General features: G+C 39.2%; 19 protein-coding genes. 17 read left to right on the forward strand and 2 right to left on the reverse strand.

Features of this window, described 5'->3' with window-relative positions; genetic code table 11:
• Positions 1–4: 4 nt before the first annotated feature.
• Together glnB and GWI59_RS13175 are read left to right on the forward strand one after the other, a co-directional pair.
• Complete coding sequence (glnB, locus tag GWI59_RS13170) at positions 5–343, forward strand: nitrogen regulatory protein P-II (protein ID WP_006533462.1); 339 nt, start codon at positions 5–7, stop codon at positions 341–343.
• Between the two features lie 260 nt (positions 344–603).
• The gene (locus tag GWI59_RS13175) at positions 604–1,251 is read left to right on the forward strand and encodes a hypothetical protein (protein ID WP_006533461.1); all 648 of its coding nucleotides are present in this window, start codon (positions 604–606) and stop codon (positions 1,249–1,251) included.
• Between the two features lie 93 nt (positions 1,252–1,344).
• Here the strand turns inward: GWI59_RS13175 and hmpA are convergent, their stop codons facing one another.
• Positions 1,345–2,547, reverse strand: coding sequence for an NO-inducible flavohemoprotein (gene hmpA, locus GWI59_RS13180; protein ID WP_161724882.1), 1,203 nt, complete (start codon positions 2,545–2,547; stop codon positions 1,345–1,347).
• A gap of 366 nt (positions 2,548–2,913) precedes the next feature.
• Here hmpA and glyA point away from each other — a divergent pair, with 366 nt between their 5' ends.
• The gene (gene glyA, locus GWI59_RS13185; protein WP_072063246.1) at positions 2,914–4,167 is read left to right on the forward strand and encodes a serine hydroxymethyltransferase; all 1,254 of its coding nucleotides are present in this window, start codon (positions 2,914–2,916) and stop codon (positions 4,165–4,167) included.
• Between the two features lie 90 nt (positions 4,168–4,257).
• Positions 4,258–5,412, forward strand: a complete 1,155-nt coding sequence (locus GWI59_RS13190; protein WP_167426087.1) for a 3-phenylpropionate MFS transporter — start codon at positions 4,258–4,260, stop codon at positions 5,410–5,412.
• Positions 5,413–5,497: 85 nt separating this feature from the next.
• On the opposite strand, the gene suhB is transcribed toward GWI59_RS13190, so the two are convergent.
• Positions 5,498–6,301 (reverse strand): inositol-1-monophosphatase, encoded by an 804-nt coding sequence (suhB, locus tag GWI59_RS13195; protein WP_161724885.1) that lies wholly within the window; start codon positions 6,299–6,301, stop codon positions 5,498–5,500.
• A 124-nt stretch (positions 6,302–6,425) separates the two neighbouring features.
• Between suhB and trmJ the strand changes: the two genes are divergently transcribed.
• The 13 genes from trmJ (at position 6,426) to pbpC (ending at position 22,649) form a co-directional block, all read left to right on the forward strand.
• The gene (gene trmJ / locus GWI59_RS13200) at positions 6,426–7,154 is read left to right on the forward strand and encodes a tRNA (cytosine(32)/uridine(32)-2'-O)-methyltransferase TrmJ (protein ID WP_072063244.1); all 729 of its coding nucleotides are present in this window, start codon (positions 6,426–6,428) and stop codon (positions 7,152–7,154) included.
• A 131-nt stretch (positions 7,155–7,285) separates the two neighbouring features.
• Positions 7,286–7,780, forward strand: a complete 495-nt coding sequence (iscR, locus tag GWI59_RS13205) for a Fe-S cluster assembly transcriptional regulator IscR (protein ID WP_006533450.1) — start codon at positions 7,286–7,288, stop codon at positions 7,778–7,780.
• A 68-nt stretch (positions 7,781–7,848) separates the two neighbouring features.
• On the forward strand, positions 7,849–9,063 hold the full coding sequence (locus tag GWI59_RS13210) for an IscS subfamily cysteine desulfurase (protein WP_072063243.1): 1,215 nt from the start codon (positions 7,849–7,851) through the stop codon (positions 9,061–9,063).
• 24 nt (positions 9,064–9,087) lie between these two features.
• Complete coding sequence (iscU, locus tag GWI59_RS13215; RefSeq protein WP_006533447.1) at positions 9,088–9,474, forward strand: Fe-S cluster assembly scaffold IscU; 387 nt, start codon at positions 9,088–9,090, stop codon at positions 9,472–9,474.
• A gap of 89 nt (positions 9,475–9,563) precedes the next feature.
• Positions 9,564–9,887 carry an iron-sulfur cluster assembly protein IscA gene (gene iscA / locus GWI59_RS13220; protein ID WP_006533446.1) on the forward strand — a complete coding sequence of 108 codons (324 nt, stop codon included), beginning with the start codon at positions 9,564–9,566 and terminating at the stop codon, positions 9,885–9,887.
• 48 nt (positions 9,888–9,935) lie between these two features.
• Positions 9,936–10,457, forward strand: a complete 522-nt coding sequence (gene hscB, locus GWI59_RS13225; protein WP_072063242.1) for a co-chaperone HscB — start codon at positions 9,936–9,938, stop codon at positions 10,455–10,457.
• Positions 10,458–10,468: 11 nt separating this feature from the next.
• Positions 10,469–12,319, forward strand: a complete 1,851-nt coding sequence (gene hscA, locus GWI59_RS13230) for a Fe-S protein assembly chaperone HscA (RefSeq protein WP_161724888.1) — start codon at positions 10,469–10,471, stop codon at positions 12,317–12,319.
• A gap of 2 nt (positions 12,320–12,321) precedes the next feature.
• Positions 12,322–12,657, forward strand: a complete 336-nt coding sequence (gene fdx / locus GWI59_RS13235) for an ISC system 2Fe-2S type ferredoxin (RefSeq protein WP_006533442.1) — start codon at positions 12,322–12,324, stop codon at positions 12,655–12,657.
• A gap of 15 nt (positions 12,658–12,672) precedes the next feature.
• Entirely contained in the window at positions 12,673–12,867 is a 195-nt protein-coding gene (gene iscX / locus GWI59_RS13240) for a Fe-S cluster assembly protein IscX (protein ID WP_006533441.1), read from the forward strand.
• A 280-nt stretch (positions 12,868–13,147) separates the two neighbouring features.
• Positions 13,148–14,443, forward strand: a complete 1,296-nt coding sequence (gene pepB / locus GWI59_RS13245; RefSeq protein ID WP_072063240.1) for an aminopeptidase PepB — start codon at positions 13,148–13,150, stop codon at positions 14,441–14,443.
• A 27-nt stretch (positions 14,444–14,470) separates the two neighbouring features.
• Positions 14,471–14,896 carry an enhanced serine sensitivity protein SseB C-terminal domain-containing protein gene (locus GWI59_RS13250; protein ID WP_109847729.1) on the forward strand — a complete coding sequence of 142 codons (426 nt, stop codon included), beginning with the start codon at positions 14,471–14,473 and terminating at the stop codon, positions 14,894–14,896.
• A 289-nt stretch (positions 14,897–15,185) separates the two neighbouring features.
• A complete protein-coding gene (locus GWI59_RS13255) occupies positions 15,186–20,279 on the forward strand; it encodes an alpha-2-macroglobulin family protein (RefSeq protein WP_161724891.1) in 5,094 nt (1,697 codons plus the stop codon).
• Positions 20,280–20,327: 48 nt separating this feature from the next.
• A complete protein-coding gene (pbpC, locus tag GWI59_RS13260) occupies positions 20,328–22,649 on the forward strand; it encodes a peptidoglycan glycosyltransferase PbpC (protein ID WP_161706934.1) in 2,322 nt (773 codons plus the stop codon).
• Positions 22,650–22,806: the final 157 nt, after the last annotated feature.

The raw sequence follows: 22,806 nt of genomic DNA on the forward strand, positions 1-22,806 counted from the left end.
TACGATGAAAAAAATTGAAGCGATAATTAAGCCGTTTAAATTAGATGATGTAAGAGAAGCACTGGGTGAAGTGGGTATCACGGGAATGACCGTAACAGAAGTAAAAGGCTTTGGTCGCCAAAAAGGGCATACAGAGCTTTACCGCGGTGCCGAATACATGGTCGATTTTTTACCTAAAGTAAAGATTGAAATTGTTGTCTCTGATGAAATTGTTGAAACCTGTGTAGATACAATTATGACAACAGCACAAACAGGTAAAATTGGTGACGGTAAGATTTTTGTTTTTGATGTGAATCGTGTTATTCGTATTCGTACTGGCGAGCAAGACGAAGAGGCTATTTAATTAATTAACTTAAGCCAAATAATTTATTATTCATTTTTATTTAAGTCCGATATTTTTAATCAAGATATCGGGCTTTTTCTTTTTCTTGTACATAATTAATTTTTTAATGTTTTGCCTATAATGCTATTTATATCTTATACAAGTCTATTGATGATATAGAACAATTTATTTTACTATTTTTTGTGAATTTTAAGGCACAAAATGTTATTCAATAACTTTTAAGTAAAGTTATTATCATCAATATTAAAAATTATTAAGGTATGGGCAAAATAGTGTTTAATTATTTATTAAAGCGTCTCGCTTTATTTTTATGTGCAGCAGTATTAATCGCTATCACTACGGGATTTATTTTTCTTGATATTTTGGTTTTTGATAATGGTATTTCTGAAACGTCGGTAACTGAATTAGCCCAAGAAATTATCGTTGCTATTATTTGCTTATTCTTTTTTGTTAAAGTGTGCCAAAAAAGTGAACAACGGGGAGCATTCACGCTTATTATGGGGTTTTTCTTGTGTATTTTAATTCGTGAATTAGATGGTGTATTTGATCAGATTGCACACGGATCTTGGGTTTGGTTTGCTCTAACGGTAGCATTTGTTTCTATTGCCATTGCAATTAGAGAAGGCAAGAAAACATTAAAAGGCTTATTTCATTTTATTACTCATCCAAGCCATGGAATGTTAGTTGCTGGCCTGTTATGTATTTTATTGTTTTCTCGTTTATTTGGCATGGGAATACTTTGGCATAAATTATTAGGTGAAGATTACAACCGTGCCGTTAAAAATATGGTGGAAGAGGGAAGTGAGTTATTTGGTTATACACTCTGTTTAATTAGTGTTATTTGGTACGGTTTTTCTGCTAAAGAGCATGTAATTCCCGCAGCGATTGAAAATAAATATCGATCATAAAAAGGTAGTGAAACAACCTAAAAAAGCGCTGATAATATAATGCTATCAGCGCTTTTTTATTTAATTTAAAATTGAATGTTAATGAAGGTGTTTTTACTGCAAATCTTGCGTAATAACGGCATGCGGACCAAAACATTCATAATGAAGTTTTTCGCTATTAATACCCAGTTCAATAAGCTGCTTAGCAACAGATTGCATAAAAGGTAATGGACCACAAAAATAGAATTGCATATCAGGAATAGCTAACCAATCTTCAACTTGTTTTAATATCATTAATCCTTTGAATTGATAATCTTTATTTTGCACGTCTTCAGCACGTGGCGTGCGATACCATATTGCTTGTTGATAGTGTGAAAGCTGATTGCCGACTTGATTAACTTCATCTTTAAAAGCATGAACACCGCCGTGTTCAGCCGCATGTAACCAATTAATATTTGCTTGATGAGTTGAAAGTGTGTGTAACATAGACAGCATTGGTGTTAAACCCACACCTGCTGAAATTAAGGTTACTGGCGTTGTTGGTGACACATCTAAATAGAAAAAATCGCCCCCTGGTGCGGCGACTTGTAAAATATCCCCTTCTTGAATATGGTCATGAAGAAAATTCGATAAAATACCTTTCTCTTCGCGTTTGACTGCGATGCGGTATGTTTTATTATTTGAAGATTGAGTTAATGAATATTGACGTATTTCTTGGTTCTCAAGGCGTTCATCACGGATATAAAGACTTAAATATTGTCCAGCTTGATAAGGTGTAATATCAAGGCCGTCTTCAGGAGCTAATTCAAAGCTGGTAATGACATCACTTTGTTTTACTTTATGTTTAACTTTAAAGTTTCGTAATCCTCTCCAACCTCCATTTGTTTGTTCTTTTTGTTGATAAATTTGCTCTTCGCGTTTGATAAAGACATCTGCCAATACTTGATAAGCCGCTCCCCAAGCATCTAGCACTTCTTGTCCGGGACTAAACATCTCATCAATGGTTGCTAATAAATTTTCACCAACGATGGGATAGTGTTCAGGAAGAATGTTTAAACTAGCGTGTTTTTGTGCAATTTTTTCAACGGCAGGCAAAATGGTAGTTAAGTTTTCAATGTTCGTTGCATAAGCGCATATCGCATTAAATAAGGCTTCACGTTGTGCGCCACTGTTCTGATGACTCATGGTGAAAATATCTTTTAACTCTGGATGACGAGAAAACATTCGATCATAAAAATGGGCGGTTAATGCTGGGCCTGTTTTAGCAATGAGAGGAATTGTTGATTTAATTGACGCGATAGTTTGTGCATCTAACATAATTGCTCCTGAAAATTTTTCAGTTTATTGTGAATATTTATAAATTGTATTTTATATGCAACTTATCTCTTTTTGATTATTTTGTAAATCTCTGTTTTTATTTTTTAACAAAAAATCTCAATTCTTAGAGAATGATGCGGGGTGTTTGCAAAATAAGGCGAGATGTGCCTCAAAAAGAGGAATAAGCACAGGATAAAATGAGGTTGTTAAAAAGTAATAATGTGCTGTTTTAGTTGGATGGCAAACGATTGCGTATTTTTTCATTAGGGGCTATCTCAATGAAGAAAAAGAGTTTACACTGTATGTCATTCTTTCTCCCGTATGGGAGTTTGTCTTTAGTGAAGTTAGCTGAGTCAGGAGATGTGAATGTTAAAACGTGAAATGAATATTGCTGATTACGATCCAGAATTATGGAATGCAATGGAAGGTGAAGTGACTCGTCAAGAAGAGCACATCGAACTAATTGCTTCTGAAAACTATACCAGCCCTCGTGTTATGCAGGCGCAGGGATCTCAGCTGACAAATAAATATGCTGAAGGCTATCCGGGGAAACGTTACTACGGTGGTTGTGAGTATGTGGATGTTGTAGAGCAACTGGCTATCGATCGTGCAAAAGCATTATTTGGTGCAGATTACGCTAACGTACAGCCTCACTCAGGCTCTCAAGCAAATGCCGCTGTTTATATGGCATTATTAAAACCAGGTGATACTGTTTTAGGTATGAACTTAGCGCAAGGCGGTCACTTAACTCATGGTTCACCAGTTAACTTCTCTGGTAAACTATATAATATCGTACCTTATGGTATTGATGAATCGGGAAAAATTGATTACGAAGATATCGCTATTCAAGCTAAAAAACATCAACCAAAAATGATTATTGGTGGCTTCTCTGCCTATTCTGGTTTGGTTGATTGGGCAAAAATGCGTGAAATCGCAGATAGCATTGGTGCCTACCTGTTTGTTGATATGGCGCACGTTGCGGGTATGATTGCTGCGGGTGTTTATCCTAACCCAGTTCCTCATGCACATGTTGTTACAACAACAACGCATAAAACATTAGCAGGCCCACGTGGTGGTCTTATCCTTGCTAAAGGTGGCGATGAAGAGTTTTATAAAAAACTGAATTCTGCTGTATTCCCTGGTTCTCAAGGTGGTCCTTTAATGCATGTTATTGCAGGTAAAGCGGTTGCATTAAAAGAAGCTATGGAGCCAGAATTTAAGGTTTATCAGCAACAAGTTGCCAAAAACGCGAAAGCAATGGTAGACGTTTTCTTAGATCGCGGTTATAAAGTAGTGTCTGGCGGAACTGAAAACCACCTGTTTTTATTAGACTTAGTTGATAAAGACATTACAGGTAAAGATGCAGATGCTGCACTGGGTCGTGCAAATATCACTGTTAACAAAAACAGTGTACCAAATGATCCACGTAGCCCATTTGTAACTTCTGGTGTTCGTATCGGTTCTCCAGCAATTACACGTCGTGGTTTTAAAGAAGCGGAAGCTCGTGAATTAGCCGGTTGGATGTGTGATGTCCTTGATAATATCAATGATGAAGCGAACATTGAGAAAGTGAAACAAAAAGTCTTGGATATCTGCGCTAAATTTCCAGTTTACGCATAAGTTTGTAACGATATAATAAACCCGTTGTACAAGCCCGCTTCGAGAACTTGTTCTTGGCGGGTTTTTTGCATCTTAAAAATGGGGGATTGGATGGTTATTCCATCAACATTGTGGCTTGCCTTAGATTATTTCACTTATTTCTTCTCATACGGCATCTTTTTACCTTTTTGGTCCATATGGCTAAAAGGAGAAGGTGTTGATCCTGCAATGATAGGTCTGTTATTAGGTGTAGGTTTAACCGCACGTTTTGTTGGTAGTCTAATTTTAACACCTGCGGTAAAAGATCCGTCAAAACTTATCACTGCATTAAGATTATTTGCTTTTCTCTCATTACTTTTTACTGTTGCATTTATGATGGGTAGCCATTGGGCATGGTTATTCTTTGTGATGACAGGATTTAATGTTTTCTTTTCACCTATGGTGCCTTTAGGCGATTCTCTAGCAGGAACATGGCAAAAACAGTTTCCTTTAGACTATGGAAAAATCCGCGTTTGGGGCTCAATCGCTTTTATTATTAGCTCATCACTGCTAGGTGTTTTAATTGATGTTTTTGGGCATCCCATTATTCTTTATGGGTTGATTGCCAGTACTTTTGCTCTATTCCTGACATCTATGCTTCGTCCTAAAGTTATGCCACAGGGTAAAGTGAAAAAAGCAGAACACAATAACGTCTCCTTTATAAAACTTATTTCAGATGGGCCAGTTTGGCGTTTTCTGCTATGCGTCTCTTTACTGCAAGGTGCACACGCAGCTTATTATGGTTTTAGTGCACTTTATTGGGAAAAAGCAGGTTATGACACCGCAACAATTGGTTATCTTTGGTCATTAGGTGTGGTTTCAGAAGTCATTGTTTTTATGCTGAGCCATCGTTTATTCCGTCGTTGGAGCGCAAGAAATCTACTTTTACTTTCTGCTTTTGCTGGGCTTTTACGTTGGGGATTAATGGGAAGTTTTACTGCATTACCCGCGCTTATTGTCGTTCAAGTCTTACACAGTGGTACGTTTACAGTGTGTCATTTAGCTGCTATGCGCTTTATTAGTGCTCGTCAAGAGCACGAAATTATTCGTCTGCAAGCGGTGTATTCAGCGTTAGCGATGGGAGGGAGTATTGCGATTATGACTATTGTATCTGGTTGGTTGTATGAAAAACTGCCTAACCAAGAATCGTTGATCTTCTGGTTAATGGCTGCATTAACGATCCCTGCCATGTTTATCAGACCCAAAGTACAGCCTCAAAATACCTAATTCGTTTATTTCATAAAATTAAGATCTGCAATATCCTTTGATATTGCAGATCTTTTTCTTTTATATTTTATTCGTATCAACGAAATTAACGTTTTAACGCATCTGTTAATTCGCTGCGAATTTCAGCTAATAATGCTCTGACAACACGAGGGTTACCGGCAACAATATTACCTGTTTGTAAGTAGCCATGGTTACCTGTAAAGTCAGAAACGATAGCACCTGCTTCACGAGCGATTAATTCGCCACCTAAGAAATCCCAAGGTTTTAAGCCAATCTCAAAGAAACCATCAACACGACCAGCGGCAACATAAGCTAAATCTAATGCTGCTGAACCTGTGCGACGGAAATCAGCACAAGGCACAAATAATTTGCCTAACATGTTTATGTAAGCGGCTGAATGTTGTTTACTTTTGAATGGGAAACCAGTCGCAAGAACTGCACCGTCTAAATCGCGAGCATTAGAGCCGCGTAGACGATAACCATTTAATTGTGCGCCTTGACCACGAACGGCTGAGAATAATTCGTTACGCATAGGATCGTAAACAACCGCAACTTCAGTACGGCCTTTAATGCGTACAGCAATAGAAACAGAAAAGTGTGGAAAACGTTTAATGAAGTTAGTGGTGCCATCAAGTGGATCAATAACCCATTGTATGTCGTGATCTTCACCGAGTAACTCGCCACTTTCTTCCGTAATAATGGTGTGTTTTGGATAAGATTTACGGATAATTTCAATGATTACTTGTTCTGCGTCACGGTCAACATTAGTGACAAAATCATTAGTACCTTTCTGGTTAGCTTCTACAGATTCAGGATTTTCGTAATTTTTGGCGATTAAATTACCAGCCTTACGTGCGGCACGTATGGCAATATTCAGCATCGGATGCATGGTTATCTTCCACAAGATGTTAAAGAACGGGGATAAAAAACGTGCCAAAGTATAACAGACATTCGTGTTTCTGGCTACAATTGTGATAAAATAGATGGATCACAAAGCAATTAACAAGAAATCAATGTTAGAAAATATTCGCATCATCCTTGTAGAAACTTCTCATACAGGCAATATGGGCTCTACTGCTCGAGCTATGAAAACCATGGGATTAACCAATCTTTATTTTGTTAATCCAAAAGAAAAACCGGATTCACATTCTATTGCCTTATCAGCAGGCGCAAGTGATGTTATTGGCAATGCACATATTGTTAATAGTATCGATGAAGCGATTGAAGGCTGTGGGTTAGTTATAGGAACAAGTGCTCGTAGCCGTACACTTTCTTGGCCAATGCTTGCACCTCGTGAATGCGGTGAGCGCTGTGTTATGGAAGCGAAACATAAGCCTGTTGCTATTATTTTTGGTCGTGAACGTACAGGTTTAACCAATGAAGAATTACAAAAATGTGATTTTCATTTGTATGTTCCGACTAATCCAGAATATGGTTCTTTAAATTTAGCAATGGCTGTCCAGCTTGTTAGTTATGAAATTCGTATGGCAGCACTTGCCCAAGAAGAAAAACAAGAGGAAAATAGCCCATCAGAGATTGATTATCCACCCGCAGATGATATAGAACGTTTTTATGTTCATTTAGAACAGGTGCTTAATGAATCTGGCTTTATTCGTCCTAAACATCCGGGACAAGTGATGAGCCGTTTACGCCGTCTATTTACGCGTGCGCGCCCAGAAACACAAGAACTTCACATCTTGCGTGGTATTCTAACGTCAGTTGAGAAATGGGCTAAGAAATAGAGGGCTAAGTTGATTAACTTAAGTCAACTTTTGACCAAGTATAATACTTGACTAAAACACTCGGATAAATAGTTGACTAAATTACTCAGGAATGACACAATTTGATTATTGTTCACCACGGAGTATTTGTTATGAGACTGACATCAAAAGGGCGTTACGCAGTTACTGCAATGCTTGATGTTGCATTGCATTCACAGCAAGGTCCTGTCCCCCTCGCTGATATTTCAGAGCGCCAAGGGATTTCCCTTTCTTATCTTGAGCAGCTTTTCTCACGTTTGCGCAAAAATGAATTAGTTGCAAGTGTTCGTGGTCCTGGTGGCGGCTATTTATTAGGCCGTGATGCAGGGCAAATTTTTGTTGCTCAAGTTATTTCTGCGGTTGATGAATCTGTCGATGCTACTCGTTGTCAGGGTAATAAAGAAGGTTGTCAAGGTGGTGATCGTTGCCTGACTCATACTTTGTGGCGTGATTTAAGTGATCGTATAACCAGTTTCCTAAGCAGTATCAGCCTTGAAGAGTTAGTAAATAACGAAGAGGTTATGGATGTCGCCGATCGCCAAGACAATGAAAAACGCCATGCTATAAATGGTCGTTTACAAGAAACCATTGTTAATATGCGAGTTTAACGGCGATCTCTAGGTAGGCAAAAACAAAATTATTAAAGAAGATCCGTCGTCTTTGGAGTTAGTGAGCAATGAAATTACCCATTTATCTAGATTATTCAGCAACCACTCCTGTTGATCCACGAGTTGCTGAAAAAATGATGCAATGTCTGACTATTGATGGCATTTTTGGTAACCCAGCCTCTCGTTCACACCGTTTTGGTTGGCAAGCAGAAGAAGCTATCGATATTGCACGCAATCAGATTGCTGATTTAATCGGTGCAGATCCTCGTGAAATTGTGTTCACATCAGGTGCAACGGAAGCTGATAATCTCGCACTAAAAGGTGTTGCTAACTTTTACCAGAAAAAAGGTAAGCACATCATCACTTCGAAAACCGAACATAAAGCCATTTTAGACACTTGTCGTCAACTTGAGCGTGAAGGTTTTGAAGTTACTTATTTAGCACCAAAAAGTGATGGTCTGATTGACCTGAAAGAGCTTGAAGAAGCGATGCGTGAAGACACTATTTTAGTTTCTATCATGCATGTAAATAACGAAATTGGTGTCGTTCAAGATATTGCTGCTATCGGTGAATTATGCCGTAGCAAAGGGATTATTTACCATGTAGACGCGACACAAAGCGTTGGTAAGTTACCTATTGATCTCTCTAAGTTAAAAGTTGATTTACTTTCTCTTTCTGCGCATAAAGTATACGGCCCTATGGGTATCGGTGCACTTTATGTTCGTCGTAAGCCACGCATTCGTTTAGAAGCACAAATGCATGGTGGTGGTCATGAGCGCGGTATGCGTTCAGGTACATTAGCCGTTCACCAAATTGTAGGTATGGGCGAAGCTTACCGTATTTTGAAAGAAGAAATGGCTGATGAAACTAAACGCTTAAACGAATTACGTTTACGTTTATGGAATGGCATTAAAGATATCGAAGAAGTTTATATCAACGGTTCTTTAGAACATACTGCGCCAAACATTCTTAATGTAAGTTTCAACTATGTTGAAGGCGAATCATTAATGATGGCACTGAAAGATCTTGCTGTATCTTCAGGCTCTGCCTGTACTTCAGCAAGTTTAGAACCTTCTTACGTACTGCGTGCTTTAGGTTTAACTGATGAACTTGCACACAGTTCTATTCGCTTCTCTCTGGGTCGTTTCACAACAGAAGAAGAAATAGATTATGCAATTGAACAAATCCACAGTGCAATTGGTCGCTTACGTGATCTTTCTCCACTTTGGGATATGCATAAACAAGGTGTTGATATCAACAGTATCGAATGGTCTCACCATTAATCAGACGTTTTCAGGAGTTAAATCATGGCTTATAGCGAAAAAGTAATTGATCATTATGAAAACCCTCGTAATGTGGGATCATTTGATAATAATGACCCTACTGTAGGAAGTGGTATGGTTGGCGCACCTGCTTGTGGTGACGTTATGAAACTGCAAATCAAAGTTGATGATAATGGCGTAATTGAAGATGCGCGTTTTAAAACTTATGGTTGTGGTTCAGCGATTGCATCAAGTTCACTGGTTACAGAATGGATGAAAGGCAAAACATTAGATGAAGCCGAATCTATTAAGAACACAGCAATTGCAGAAGAATTAGAATTACCACCAGTGAAAATTCACTGTTCAATTCTTGCAGAAGATGCAATAAAAGCAGCGATTGCAGACTATAAAAGCAAACGCCAAGGCAAATAATTGTCTTTTATAATAAAAAAATAAAATATTGGCGGATGCTGAAACTTTTTTTCAGTATCCGCTTTCGTTCTTTATGAGTGAGGTGTGCCATGTCAATTTCCCTTACAGAATCCGCCGCTAATCGTGTTCGCTCTTTTCTATCTAATCGTGGAAAAGGTGAAGGTTTACGTTTAGGCGTAAGAACATCCGGTTGCTCTGGAATGGCTTATGTTCTTGAATTTGCTGATGTCATCAATGACGAAGATACTGTTTTTGAAGACAAAGGTGTGAAAGTTATCGTTGATGGTAAAAGCATGGTCTATTTAGATGGAACAGAGCTTGATTTCGTCAAAGAAGGATTAAATGAAGGCTTTAAATTTAACAACCCCAATGTATCTAATGAGTGTGGTTGTGGTGAAAGCTTCACCGTGTAATTTGTGTTAAAACACGGTATTAACGTTAATTAATCCAAGAGTAGATGTATGGACTATTTCACACTATTAGGCATGCCTAATCGTTTTGATATTGATAAACAGCAACTTGCTACACGTTATCAAGATATGCAACGTCAGTATCACCCAGATCGCTTTGCTGGTAAATCTGATAAAGAACAGGCTCAGGCAATCTCGCTTGCTTCAACCATCAATCAGGCTTATCAGACCTTAAAAAATCCACTCTCAAGAGCTGAATACATACTCTCATTAAACGGTATCGATATTGCTAATGAGCAACAAACGATGCACGATACTGCTTTTTTAATAGAGCAACTCACATTACGTGAAGAGTTGGATAACATCGAACACAGTGCTGAAGCGGAAAGTTTGTTAGCCGATTTTTCTGCGCGTTTAGAAAAAATGTACGCAATACGCCATGATGAAATGGTCAAAACGCTAGATAACCAAACTTGGGATATTGCTGCAGATAATGTGAGAAAATTGCGTTTTCTTGCAAAATTAAAAGAGCAAGTAGAACAACTTGAAGAACGCTTGTTTGATGGTTTTTAAGGGAAACAGTTATGTCATTATTACAAATTAGTGAACCAGGTCAAACACCTGCACCGCACCAGCGCCGACTTGCAGCGGGTATTGATTTAGGTACGACACACTCATTAGTTGCCACTGTACGTAGTGGGCAAGCCGAAGCGCTTTCTGACAGCGAAGGTCGCTATTTATTGCCATCTGTCGTGCAGTATCAAGTTGATAATATCAACGTTGGTTGGAATGCTAAAAAAGAAGCAGAAAAAGATCCTGCTAACACGATAAGCTCAATTAAAAGAATGGTGGGTCGCTCACTAAGTGATGTGATAAGCCGTTATCCAAATCTTCCTTATCATTTCCATGAAAATGACAATGGTTTACCGTTAATTAAAACAGCGGCGGGTATTGTCGATCCTATTCAAGTCTCTTCTGACATCTTAAAAACATTAGCAGAACGTGCAACGCAATCATTAGGTGGTGAACTTGATGGTGTTGTTGTTACCGTTCCCGCTTATTTTGATGATGCTCAACGCCAAGGTACAAAAGAAGCGGCTCGCCGTGCTGGTTTGCATGTTTTACGTTTATTAAACGAACCAACAGCAGCTGCTATTGCATATGGTTTAGATTCAGGAAAAGAAGGCACTATTGTTGTTTATGACTTAGGTGGTGGTACTTTTGATATTTCTGTTTTACGTTTAACCAAGGGTGTTTTTGAAGTCTTAGCAACTGGCGGTGATACTGCATTAGGCGGTGATGATTTTGATATGATGCTGGCCGACTGGATAAGAGAACGCGCAGGTTTTGGCTATCAAAAAGATGCGATATTACAACGCCAACTGCTGGATGTAGCATCAGAAACTAAAATTGCATTAAGTGATAATGATGTTGCTGATATCAGCATTAATGGTTGGAAAGGCGAAATTACTCGCACTGAGTTTGAATCATTAATTCAATCATTAGTAAAGCGTACATTATTATCTGTTCGCCGCGCATTAAAAGACGCGGATGTTGAAATAGATGAAGTTCTAGAAGTGGTTATGGTTGGCGGTTCAACACGTGTGCCATTAGTTCGTCAAATGGTTGGTGATTATTTTAAACGTGAGCCTTTAACCTCTATTGATCCAGATAAAGTGGTTGCCATAGGTGCTTCAATCCAAGCTGATATTTTGGTGGGTAATAAACCAGATAGCGAAATGCTATTGCTAGATGTCATTCCACTTTCTCTTGGCCTTGAAACGATGGGCGGACTAGTTGAAAAAGTGATCCCTCGCAATACCACGATCCCAGTTGCCAGAGCGCAAGAATTTACGACATTCAAAGATGGTCAAACGGCAATGAGTGTTCATGTTGTTCAAGGTGAGCGTGAATTGGTGAGCGATTGTCGTTCTCTTGCGCGTTTTACATTACGTGGTATTCCGCCGATGGCTGCAGGTGGTGCTCATATTCGTGTGACATTCCAAGTTGATGCTGATGGTTTACTTAGTGTCAGTGCAATGGAAAAATCAACGGGCGTTGAAGCCTCAGTACAAGTCAAACCCTCTTATGGTCTTAGTGATACTGAAATCGCTAAGATGATCCAATCTTCGATGGAAAATGCCCAAGAAGATTTACAAGCTCGTCGCCTAGCCGAGCAAAAAGTCGAAGCAGCACGCGTGTTAGAAAGTTTAACTGCGGCATTAGAAGAAGATGCTCATCTGCTAAATGAAGATGAGAAAAGCGCTATCGACAAAGTTGTAGATACCTTAATAGAGAGCGTTGAAGGAACAGATCCTGTTGCCATTGAAAACGCGATTAAACTACTGGATAAGCAAACTCAGGATTTTGCAGCGCGTCGAATGGATTCATCTATTCGTCAAGCGTTGGCAGGTCATTCTGTGGATGAGATATAACTATGCCTAAAATTGTATTTTTACCCCATAGCACACTGTGCCCTGAAGGTGCTGTTGTTGACGCAACAGAAGGTGAGTCTATTCTAGATGTTGCATTACGCAACGGTATTGAGATTGAACATGCTTGTGAAATGTCTTGTGCATGTACAACTTGTCACTGTGTAGTGCGTGAAGGTTTTGATTCACTAGAAGAGAGCTCTGAGCTTGAAGACGACATGTTAGATAAAGCATGGGGTTTAGAGCCTGAAAGTCGCTTAAGTTGCCAAGCTAAAGTGACTGACGAAGATTTAGTCGTTGAGATCCCTAAATATTCGATTAACCATGCAAGAGAGCACTAATTTCAGGAGCCAAGTATGAAATGGAGTGATACACGTGAAATAGGGGAAGCATTATTTGATCTTTACCCAGACACTGACCCTAAAACGGTACGCTTTACTGATATGCATCAGTGGATTTGTGATTTAGAAGATTTTGATGATGATCCGCAGAAATCAAATGAAAAAATTCTTGAGGCTATTTTACTTGTTTGGCTTGATGAATTTGAATAATTGATAACCTCATAAATTTAAAAGACTGGCTTATTGCCGGTCTTTTTGCATTATGACCTTTCATATTTTACTTTATCAGTGTGTTAAAAATAACCATAAATAGGGAAGTCTGGAGATTTTATTGTGCGATCTTCTTCGAGGAATATCATGTAAATACGGAAGATCCCTAGATGATAATGGTGACCTCTGGGTTTTTGCAGTAAATTGATCACGCTAAACGGTAAATATCTGGTAGTCTGAATAGGTTAACTGTCACCAGTAATAATAAGTGAGATAATAAATGAATAAACAAATTATGCCTATCATGCTGTCTAATGAACCTGCAGCAGCATGTTGGGGTGATAAAGCACTAATTAGCACTAGCGAAACAGGCATGACAATCCACTTAACGGAAGAAAACCGTTTAGGCGCTATTCAGCGTGGTGGACGTAAAGTTGATAGCCAAGGTATTCGTAATGTTGCTCTTGTTGGTGAAGGCTGGGATATAGAGCGTAGCTGGGCTTTTTGGTTAGGCTTTAGAGCACCTAAAGGCGCTCGTTCTATCGAATGGCCACAATTAAGCGAAGCGGATAAACACGAATTAGAATCACGTATTCGTATCGTTGATTGGGTTAGAGACACAATTAATACACCGGCTGAAGAATTAGGCCCAGAGCAACTGGCACAGCGCACTGTTGATCTTTTCTGTGGTCTTGGTAAAGAAGATATCAGCTATAAGATCACTAAAGGCGCCGATCTGCGCGATCAAAACTATGCCGGAATTTATACTGTAGGTCGCGGTTCTTCCCGTGATCCTGTCTATTTAGCATTAGATTTTAATCCGACTCAAGATAGCAATGCCCCTGTATTTGCATGTCTAGTAGGTAAAGGTATCACCTTCGATTCAGGCGGTTATAGCATCAAACCTTCATCATCTATGAATTCAATGAAAGCAGACATGGGTGGTGCAGCAACGTTAGCGGGTGCTTTAGCATTGGCTATTACTCGTGGTTTAAATAAACGTGTGAAATTACTGCTGTGTATCGCAGATAATATGGTCAGCGGTAATGCCTTTAAGCTGGGTGATATCATTCGTTACCGTAATGGTAAATCAGTCGAAATCATGAATACAGATGCGGAAGGTCGTTTAGTGCTAGCAGATGGTTTAATTGATGCCAGCAATATTGCACCTGAGCTGATTATCGACGCCGCAACATTAACCGGTGCCGCTAAAGTTGCAGTAGGTAATGATTACCACTCTGTATTGAGTTTTGATGATAAATTAGCTGCAGAGCTACTGGCTAGCGCTGAGCAAGAAAATGAATTGTTCTGGCGTTTACCATTAGCGGATTTTCATCGTAGTCAATTACCTTCTAGTTTCGCTGATTTAAACAATATCGCAGCACCTTCTCATACTGCGGGTGCAAGTACTGCGGCTGCATTCTTATCGCACTTTGTTACTGACTACAAAAAAGGTTGGGTACATATCGATTGTTCAGCAACGTATAGAAAATCTTCTGTAGAACAATGGGCGGCAGGTGCTACGGGTTACGGTGTGCGTTCTATCGCGAATCTGTTATTAGCAAAAGCAAAATAATAAACGTTATTCGATTTGGAGTTTGTAATGGGTGTATCTGAACAATTTGAGACACAAGAAATTGTTTCTGTTGAAGGTTCTTCTTTGAAATTAAGTGTTCTAGAATCACAACCTGAAAAATTAACAACTGCACTTAGCGAGTTTTTTGGTGAACATAAACCAATCCGCCGTGCCTTTATTGTTAATGCTCAGGAGCAAGATAATGAAGAGGAATTTTATCTTATTGGTTTAGAGATAACTGGCGAAGAAGATGAGATTGCGCAGATACTCCCACAAGCGGCTGAATCGGTTTTTGAATATTTAGAAGAAGGGCAATCCTTAGATTTTTGTTTTGTGAATAAAGATGAAAAAGGTGTAAGCCATTTTATGATCCACCATGTATCACCTTTTTATCAACGCAAGCTTGGCGGATTTTTAAGAAAAGGGATCCCGATAGTTAATCTGGATAGTTAAATCGGCCCGCTAAATTTAGGCGATATCTCATCAGATATCGCTTTTTTTTATCTTATAATAGAAAAATGATTAAATTAGTAAATTGTTTATATTTTTATATAACGCTTTGTTTTATATAGGCTTTGTTTTTAAAGTAAAAATAAAGCGATTTTGTATTGTCATTTATTTCGTTTTACACGGTAAAAAATAGCTTATCGAGTTATTTTTTTACCTTATTAGAATGAAGAAATACATATATTATCTCAGTCTGCAGAAAACATCGCATTATTCAGGGGTTGAATTAAAGGAAATGGATATGAACCAAAACCAATTTAGACAATATACAGAAAAGAGAGGCTATCGTTGGAGCTCTCTTGCTGTTGTATTGGCATCAGCATTGGCTCTTACTGGTTGTGATGATCAAGCAGATGAAAACACATCATCTGCTGATAAAACACAAAATACACAATTGACTGAGCAAAAAGATGCTGCTCAGAACACACCAAAGACAGAAACTCAAATCAGTGAAAAATCGGCAGTTACAACAAAAACAAATAACGAAACTGCATTAAAAAGCAAAGAAGTTCGTGATGAGTTAGCAATGCGCTTTGCTGGAAAAGAAGTTACTGTATTAGATGCATCAGAATTACAGCGTGATGGTGCGAGCACAATGGTTGTGACCTTCTCTGTACCGCTTGATCCTGACCAAAAGTTTGATGATGTTATTCATCTTGTTGATACCAAAAAAGGGAAATTAGAAGGTGCGTGGGAGTTATCTGATAACTTAATGGAACTGCGTTTTCGCCATTTACCACCATCAACAGAATTAAATTTAACAATTGATGAAAAAATAAAAGGTATTAATGAACGTACATTAACGACACCTTTTAGTCAGAAATTAACAACAGAAGAAATTTTTCCATCAGTTGGTTTCACCAGTAAGGGATCGTTACTGCCACTTGAAGCTGCTGAAGGTTTACCGATTATTGCGTTAAATGTGGGTCAAGTTGATGTAAATTTTTTCCGTGTTAAAGATGATCAATTAGCGCAATTCTTAACGCAATGGGAAAACCGTTCTAATATTAACTATTGGGAATCAGATGAATTTTTATCTCAAGCTGATCTGGTTTATACCGGTCGTTTTGAGTTAAATACAGAAAAAAATACCCGTGAAAATGTATTATTACCGTTAAAATCAATAGATGCCCTGAAAAAAGAAGGTGCCTATATTGCTGTAATGCAACAAGCCGGTAAATACTCTTATACGGTGCCGGCTACGGTATTCACTTTTAGTGATATCGGATTGTCGATGCACAGTTATCTTGATTCGCTAGATGTTTTCACCCAATCACTTAAAAATGGTTCTGCATTAGATAAAGTAGAAATTCGTCTGTTAGATGAAAAAGGTGGGTTGATTTCTAAAGCGCAAACAGATAGCCAAGGACATGCCACACTTGAGAAAAGTGATAAAGCGCGTTTATTAATGGCTATTCGTGATGGTCAAACTAGTATGATTGATTTGCGTAAACCTGCGCTTGATCTTTCTGAGTTTGATATCGGTGGCCCTCAAGGTTATAGCAAACAATTTTTTGCTTTCGGTCCTCGCGATCTCTATCGTCCTGGTGAAACATTAATCGTTAATGCCTTGCTACGTGACGGTGATGGTAATCCTATTAAAGAGCAACCTGTTAAAGTCGATCTGCTTAAAACTGACGGGCAAGTGTCACGTAGTTTTGTATGGCAACCTGAAAATGGACTTTACCAATTAAAATTGGTTATTCCTGAGGATGAAAATACGGGCACACGTACCCTACGTTTTGATGTAGGTGATGGTACTCCTCGTTTCTATGAGTTTCAGGTTGAAGATTTTATGCCAGAACGTATGGCATTAGAAATCACTGGTAAGAAAGGAATTATATTAAGCGGTAATGACGCTTATTTTGACATTAAAGGGCGTTATCTTTATGGCGCACCAGCTGCTGATAATCGTTTACAAGGACAAGTTTTCTTAAAAGCTTCACGTGAAGCTGTCAGTAAATTACCCGGCTATGAATTTGGTGCGGTAAAAGATGAAAACTTCAGCCGTCTATTGGATGAGTTTGAACTTAATTTAGACTCTGACGGACAAGGTGAATTAAGTGTTGATAGTGATCGCTATGCTGAACTGAAATCACCTATCAATATTATTTTACAAGCAAGCTTACTTGAAGCGGGTGGACGACCTGTTACGCGTCGTTATCAACAAGCGGTTTGGCCTGCAACTCACCTTGCTGGCATTCGTCCTGTATTCCCTAAAAAAGAAGTTTACGATTACCGTACAGACAAATATAAATCAGGTTATAGCGTTGATGAAAACTCAATGGCTGAATTTGAGATTGTCTATACAGATCAAGATGGTAAAAAACTACCGGCTAATGATCTTAAAGTGAAGTTTATCTATGAACGTCATGATTATTACTGGCGTTGGTCTAGTTCGAATGGCTGGGAATCTGGCTATAACGAAAAAGATCTACAAATGGATGAGCAGACAATCAAGATTGCTAAAGATGGCACTGCAAAAGTGGCATTCCCCGTTGAGTGGGGTTCTTATCGTATTGAGGTTGTCGATCCCAAAACAGAATTAGTCAGTAGCTTACGTTTCTGGGCTGGGTATTCTTGGATGGATAACACGGGGGGAACAGGTGCAGTAAGGCCAGACCAAGTTAAATTGAAACTGGATAAAGATGGTTATTTGCCGGGTGAAAAAGTTAAGTTAAACATTGTTGCTCCTCACCCAGGTAAAGGTTATGTATTACTGGAATCAAGTAATGGACCTTTATGGTGGCAGGAAATTGATGTACCTGAAAAAGGGCTTGATGTTGAAGTGCCTATTAATAAAGAGTGGGCAAGACACGATCTCTATCTGACTTCTGTTGTTGTAAGACCGGGAGATACTTCAAAACAAGCGACAGTAAAACGTGCTGTGGGTATTTTACATTTACCATTACAGGATAAAAACCGTCGTATTGATATTTCACTTGATGCACCTGAAAAAATTCGTCCTAACCAAGATTTAAAAATCCGCATAAAAGCGAATCCAGTTGCAGGTCAACCATTACCTGAAAATATTAATGTATTGGTTTCTGCTGTTGATACTGGTGTATTGAATATCACCGAGTATAAAACCCCTGATCCTTACGATGCTTTCTTTGGTCGTAAACGTTACAGCATCGACCAATATGATGTGTATGGGCAATTAATTGAAGGGCAAGGCCGTTTAGCTAACTTGCGTTTTGGTGGGGATGGTGGTGAAGCTGCTGCACTATCTCGTGGTGGTAAAAAGCCATTAACGGATGTGCAAATCATTGCTCAACAATCAGCTCCTGTAAAATTAAATGCGCAAGGTGAAGGTGAAGTTTCTTTACCTATTCCTGAGTTTAATGGTGAAGTTCGTTTAATGGCACAAGCTTGGACTGCGGATAAATTTGGTAGCCAAGAGGGTAAAGTTGTTATTGCTGCACCTTTAGTCACTCAGCTTTCACTACCTCGCTTTATGGCGGGTGGTGATAATGCTCTTTTATCGTTAGATTTAACCAATCTAACAGATGATGCGCAATCTATTACCTTAAATTATACCGCCTCAGGTTTGGTCGGATTAGGTGGTGCTGAAAGTAAAACCGTCTCGCTAACGAAAGGTGAACGTACTCAAATTCAAATCCCAGTAAAAGCGAAACATGGCTTTGGTCAAGGTGAATTCTCATTGTCTATTTATGGTATTAAAGTACCGGGTGAAGAGATTAAGCCTTATCACAATACATGGAATATTGGTGTTCGCCCTGCATTCCCAGCAGAAACGATCCATTATGCAAGTACATTGCAAGATGGTGACACTTGGCGCTTACCATCAGAAAGTTTAAGTCGCTTTAATAACTCAACGCTTGAAGGCGAACTATTACTGACAAGCCGTCCTCCGTTACAAGTGGCGCGTTATGTTAGAGAACTATTTGCTTATCCTTATGGTTGCTTAGAACAAACAGTTAGTGGGCTTTATCCTTCACTGTATTCAACAGAAAAAGAGTTGAAACAGTTGGGAATTAAAACGCAAACTGACGCTGATAGAAAAGCAGCTATTGATAAAGGTATTGCGCATCTGCTGACGATGCAAAAATCAGAAGGCGGATTCTCTTTATGGGATCAGGGAGGACGTGAAGAATATTGGTTAACCGCTTATGCGACTGATTTCTTATTCCGTGCGTCACAACAAGGTTATTCAGTTCCTGCTGATTCATTAAAACGTGCGAATGATCGCTTATTACGTTATTTACAAGATAAAAACTTAGTTAATTATGAATATGCGGTTAATCAAGATGCAGCACGTTTCTCAGCTAGGGCTTATGCTGCGTTAGTATTAGCTAATCAGCAAAAAGCACCTTTAGGTGAATTACGTCGTCTTTATCTTGAGCGTAACCAAGCTGGAAATGGCTTAGCCTTAGTTCAGTTAGGCATCGCACTAAAACTGATGGGTGATAGCAACCGCGCTGAAAGTTTAATTGCTGAAGGTGTGACAACAACGCGTAAATATAATTATGGATTAGGCGACTACGGTAGCACTATTCGTGACCAAGCATTAATTATTGCATTGTTAAGTGAAAATAACCTTGAAACACAGTCTCGTGATGCAAGTGTGATGGCACTATCTGATAATTTAACCCGTCGTGAATGGTTCTCAACCCAAGAAAGCAACTCGTTATACCTTGCCGGCCGTTTCTTCATTAATATGGCAGAACAGCCTTGGGAAGTTGCTGTTAATCGTCAAGTCCCTGCAATCAGTAGCGATCGCGCAGTTAATGAGACATTAACATCAACGCAATTACAAGAGGGTTTAGAGCTAAACAATCGTGGTGGAGCCACTATTTATTCTCGTATGAATATCGTGGGCTACCCGAAAGTTGCGCCTGCTCCTTATAGTAATGTATTAAATGTTCATCGTAGTTATTATGATTTAAAAGGAAACCGCGTTCATCCTAATCGCTTACAAAGTGGTGAAATGCTGGTGGTTAAACTGGAAGTTTCTGCTGATAGAGACGTACCTGATGCGTTAGTTGTTGATTTATTACCTGCTGGTCTTGAAATCGAAAACCAAAACTTAGCATCAAGTAGTGCAAGCTTAAGTGATAGTGCTGCAGACTTGCAGGAATTTATCGACGATATGGGACAAGCAAATATCAAACATCTCGAATATCGTGATGATCGCTTTGTTGCCGCTATCTCTGTTGATAAATATCGTCCGACAACATTGCTCTATTTAGCAAGAGCAGTAACACCGGGTAGCTATCAAGTACCACCACCACAAGTTGAATCTATGTATGTGCCTTATTGGCGTGCAATAGGATCAACAGAAACCAAGATTGACGTTGTTCCTTAAATCTTGTAGCCCTTTCTTCGGAAAGGGCTTTTTCCTTTGAGTGATTGAATGAAACTAGGATATAAACGGCTTATTGCTGTTATCATTATTTTTTTGCTAGCAACGTCGATTTTAGTCTGGATCGCAGATAAAATTTGGCCTCTCCCTGATCCCGAACCCCAAATTGCAACTATCGTTACAGCGCAAGATGGTACACCTCTTTGGCGCTTTGCCGATAAAGAGGGGGTATGGCGTTACCATGTCAAGCTCGATGATGTCTCTCCTGAATATTTAGAAGCCTTAATTACTTATGAAGATCGCTGGTTTTATCAACATCCTGGTGTTAATCCAATGTCGATATTACGAGCGGCATGGCAAGATCTAAGTTCCGGAAGAATAGTGTCGGGCGGAAGCACATTATCAATGCAAGTGGCTCGCCTTATTGATCCTCACTCCCGTACTTTAGGGGGAAAAATCAAACAACTTTGGCGTACCTTGCAATTAGAGTGGTATTACTCAAAAGATGAAATTTTGGAGATTTACCTCAATAGAGCACCCTTTGGCGGTACATTAGAAGGTATAGGTGCAGCGAGTTGGGCTTATTTAGGCAAATCACCTGCTGATTTATCCGCAGGAGAGGCGACATTGATGGCGGTATTACCACAAGCGCCAAGCCGTTTACGACCAGATAGATACCCTGAACGTGCTCAAGCAGCTAGAGATAAAGTATTAGATAGGCTGGCAGAATATCAGATATGGTCACAAGAAAAAGTTAATGAAATCAAAGAAGAGCAGGTTTTATTAGCACCAAGACAAACACCACAATTAGCGCCCTTGCTGGCTCGTCGTATGTATAACGAAAAGCGAGAGCCTGTTATTACAACAACGATTGATATTAATATTCAACGGCAACTTGAAGAGATTGCGAATCAATGGAAGTATCAATTAGCAGATAAAACATCCTTAGCCATATTGGTTGTTGATCATACGGATATGAGTGTGAAAGGGTATGTCGGTTCTGCCGATTTTAATGACAATTCGCGCTTTGGTCATGTCGATATGATTAGTGCATGGCGCTCACCAGGTTCAACATTAAAGCCATTTATTTATGCGCTAGCATTAGATGAAGGGCTTATTCATGCAGAATCACTCTTACAAGATGTTCCTCGTCGATTTGATAATTATCGTCCTGGTAATTTTGACTCTGGTTTTAATGGGGCGGTCAGTGCCAGTGAAGCACTAAGTCGCTCTTTAAATTTGCCTGCGGTGCAACTTATCGAAGTGTATGGTGCCAAGAAATTTGCAGCAAAATTGCGTCATAACCATATTGAAATGCGCTTTCCTTATGGTTCAGAGCCTAATTTAGCGCTGATCTTAGGAGGAACTGCGACACGAATGGATGAGCTTGTTTCTGCCTTTAGTGCGTTGGCAAGGCAAGGAAAAACAGCACCGTTACGTTTTAAACCGGAACAAATAATAGAAAACCGGGTGTTGATGTCACAAGGATCAGCATGGATTATTAGGCGAATATTAGCCGGAGAAGCCAGACCTCGTCCAGATAGCGCAATTTCACCTGTTGTTCCTTTGGCTTGGAAAACAGGGACAAGTTATGGTTATCGGGATGCGTGGTCTATAGGTGTAAATGCACGCTATACCATTGGCGTTTGGGTGGGCAGGCCTGATGGAACACCGGTTGCTGGGCAATTTGGCTTTGCGACAGCTGTTCCTATTATGAATCAGGTCAATAACTTATTAACAGGTTATTTCTATCAAAATAAACAAAGACCACCAACAGATTTACGTCCTAATAGTGTAACTGCGGCAACAATCTGTTGGCCAACAGGTAAGGCATTACCAAAAGAAGATAGCAATTGTAGAGTCAGTCGTCGAAGCTGGATCTTAGATAACACTATTCCGCCAACTTTATTAAATGATAGCCAAGAAGGCATTTTGGGGATCAACGAAAAAATTTGGTTAGATGATAAAGGCAAACGCACAGGGCCTAATTGCCCTAATGCAGAGCTAAAAGATATTGCTTTATGGCCGATAGCATTAGAAGCATGGTTACCTGAAAAAGAGCGTAGAGCAAAACGCCTACCACCGATTTCTGAAACTTGTCCACCAATCAAAGAGGACATTATTCCCTTGTTTATTTCGGGTATTCGTGCGGGTGATTTGCTAAGACCATTGCCCGGTGAAACTAATCTTGAAATAACCGTTTCTACGCAAGGTGGAAGTGGTATGCAATGGTGGTTTTTAAATGGTGAACAAATAGGGAAGACTGAAAATGGGGAAACGTTCTCTTATTTACTAGAGAAACGAGGTAAATACCAATTATCGGTGCTTGATTTAAGTGGTCAAACAGATATGGTTAATTTTATATTTCGTTAAACTAAAACGATGAGATAAACGAGAACTGAGTGATTTTTCACTAAAATAAGTTTTAATAAAGACAAAGAGGCTATTTATCGTGTGTCATTTCGGTTCTTTTTTATTGTTATTTTTAAGTTTGAACATGGAAAGCGTCAAAAATGTGATTAGATCGATA

It is taken from the genome of Proteus sp. G2673 (assembly GCF_009915125.1).
Classification (GTDB): Bacteria; Pseudomonadota; Gammaproteobacteria; order Enterobacterales; family Enterobacteriaceae; genus Proteus; species Proteus penneri.

Coding starts and splice junctions, on each gene's coding strand:
- GWI59_RS13175 (WP_006533461.1), top strand. CDS start 604: ATGGGCAAAATAGTGTTTAATTATTTATTAAAGCGTCTCGCTTTATTT.
- GWI59_RS13255 (WP_161724891.1), top strand. CDS start 15,186: ATGGATATGAACCAAAACCAATTTAGACAATATACAGAAAAGAGAGGC.
- iscX (WP_006533441.1), top strand. CDS start 12,673: ATGAAATGGAGTGATACACGTGAAATAGGGGAAGCATTATTTGATCTT.
- iscA (WP_006533446.1), top strand. CDS start 9,564: ATGTCAATTTCCCTTACAGAATCCGCCGCTAATCGTGTTCGCTCTTTT.
- hscA (WP_161724888.1), top strand. CDS start 10,469: ATGTCATTATTACAAATTAGTGAACCAGGTCAAACACCTGCACCGCAC.
- GWI59_RS13210 (WP_072063243.1), top strand. CDS start 7,849: ATGAAATTACCCATTTATCTAGATTATTCAGCAACCACTCCTGTTGAT.
- GWI59_RS13250 (WP_109847729.1), top strand. CDS start 14,471: ATGGGTGTATCTGAACAATTTGAGACACAAGAAATTGTTTCTGTTGAA.
- iscR (WP_006533450.1), top strand. CDS start 7,286: ATGAGACTGACATCAAAAGGGCGTTACGCAGTTACTGCAATGCTTGAT.
- hmpA (WP_161724882.1), bottom strand. CDS start 2,547: ATGTTAGATGCACAAACTATCGCGTCAATTAAATCAACAATTCCTCTC.
- glnB (WP_006533462.1), top strand. CDS start 5: ATGAAAAAAATTGAAGCGATAATTAAGCCGTTTAAATTAGATGATGTA.
- fdx (WP_006533442.1), top strand. CDS start 12,322: ATGCCTAAAATTGTATTTTTACCCCATAGCACACTGTGCCCTGAAGGT.
- GWI59_RS13190 (WP_167426087.1), top strand. CDS start 4,258: ATGGTTATTCCATCAACATTGTGGCTTGCCTTAGATTATTTCACTTAT.
- trmJ (WP_072063244.1), top strand. CDS start 6,426: ATGTTAGAAAATATTCGCATCATCCTTGTAGAAACTTCTCATACAGGC.
- iscU (WP_006533447.1), top strand. CDS start 9,088: ATGGCTTATAGCGAAAAAGTAATTGATCATTATGAAAACCCTCGTAAT.
- pepB (WP_072063240.1), top strand. CDS start 13,148: ATGAATAAACAAATTATGCCTATCATGCTGTCTAATGAACCTGCAGCA.
- glyA (WP_072063246.1), top strand. CDS start 2,914: ATGTTAAAACGTGAAATGAATATTGCTGATTACGATCCAGAATTATGG.
- pbpC (WP_161706934.1), top strand. CDS start 20,328: ATGAAACTAGGATATAAACGGCTTATTGCTGTTATCATTATTTTTTTG.
- hscB (WP_072063242.1), top strand. CDS start 9,936: ATGGACTATTTCACACTATTAGGCATGCCTAATCGTTTTGATATTGAT.
- suhB (WP_161724885.1), bottom strand. CDS start 6,301: ATGCATCCGATGCTGAATATTGCCATACGTGCCGCACGTAAGGCTGGT.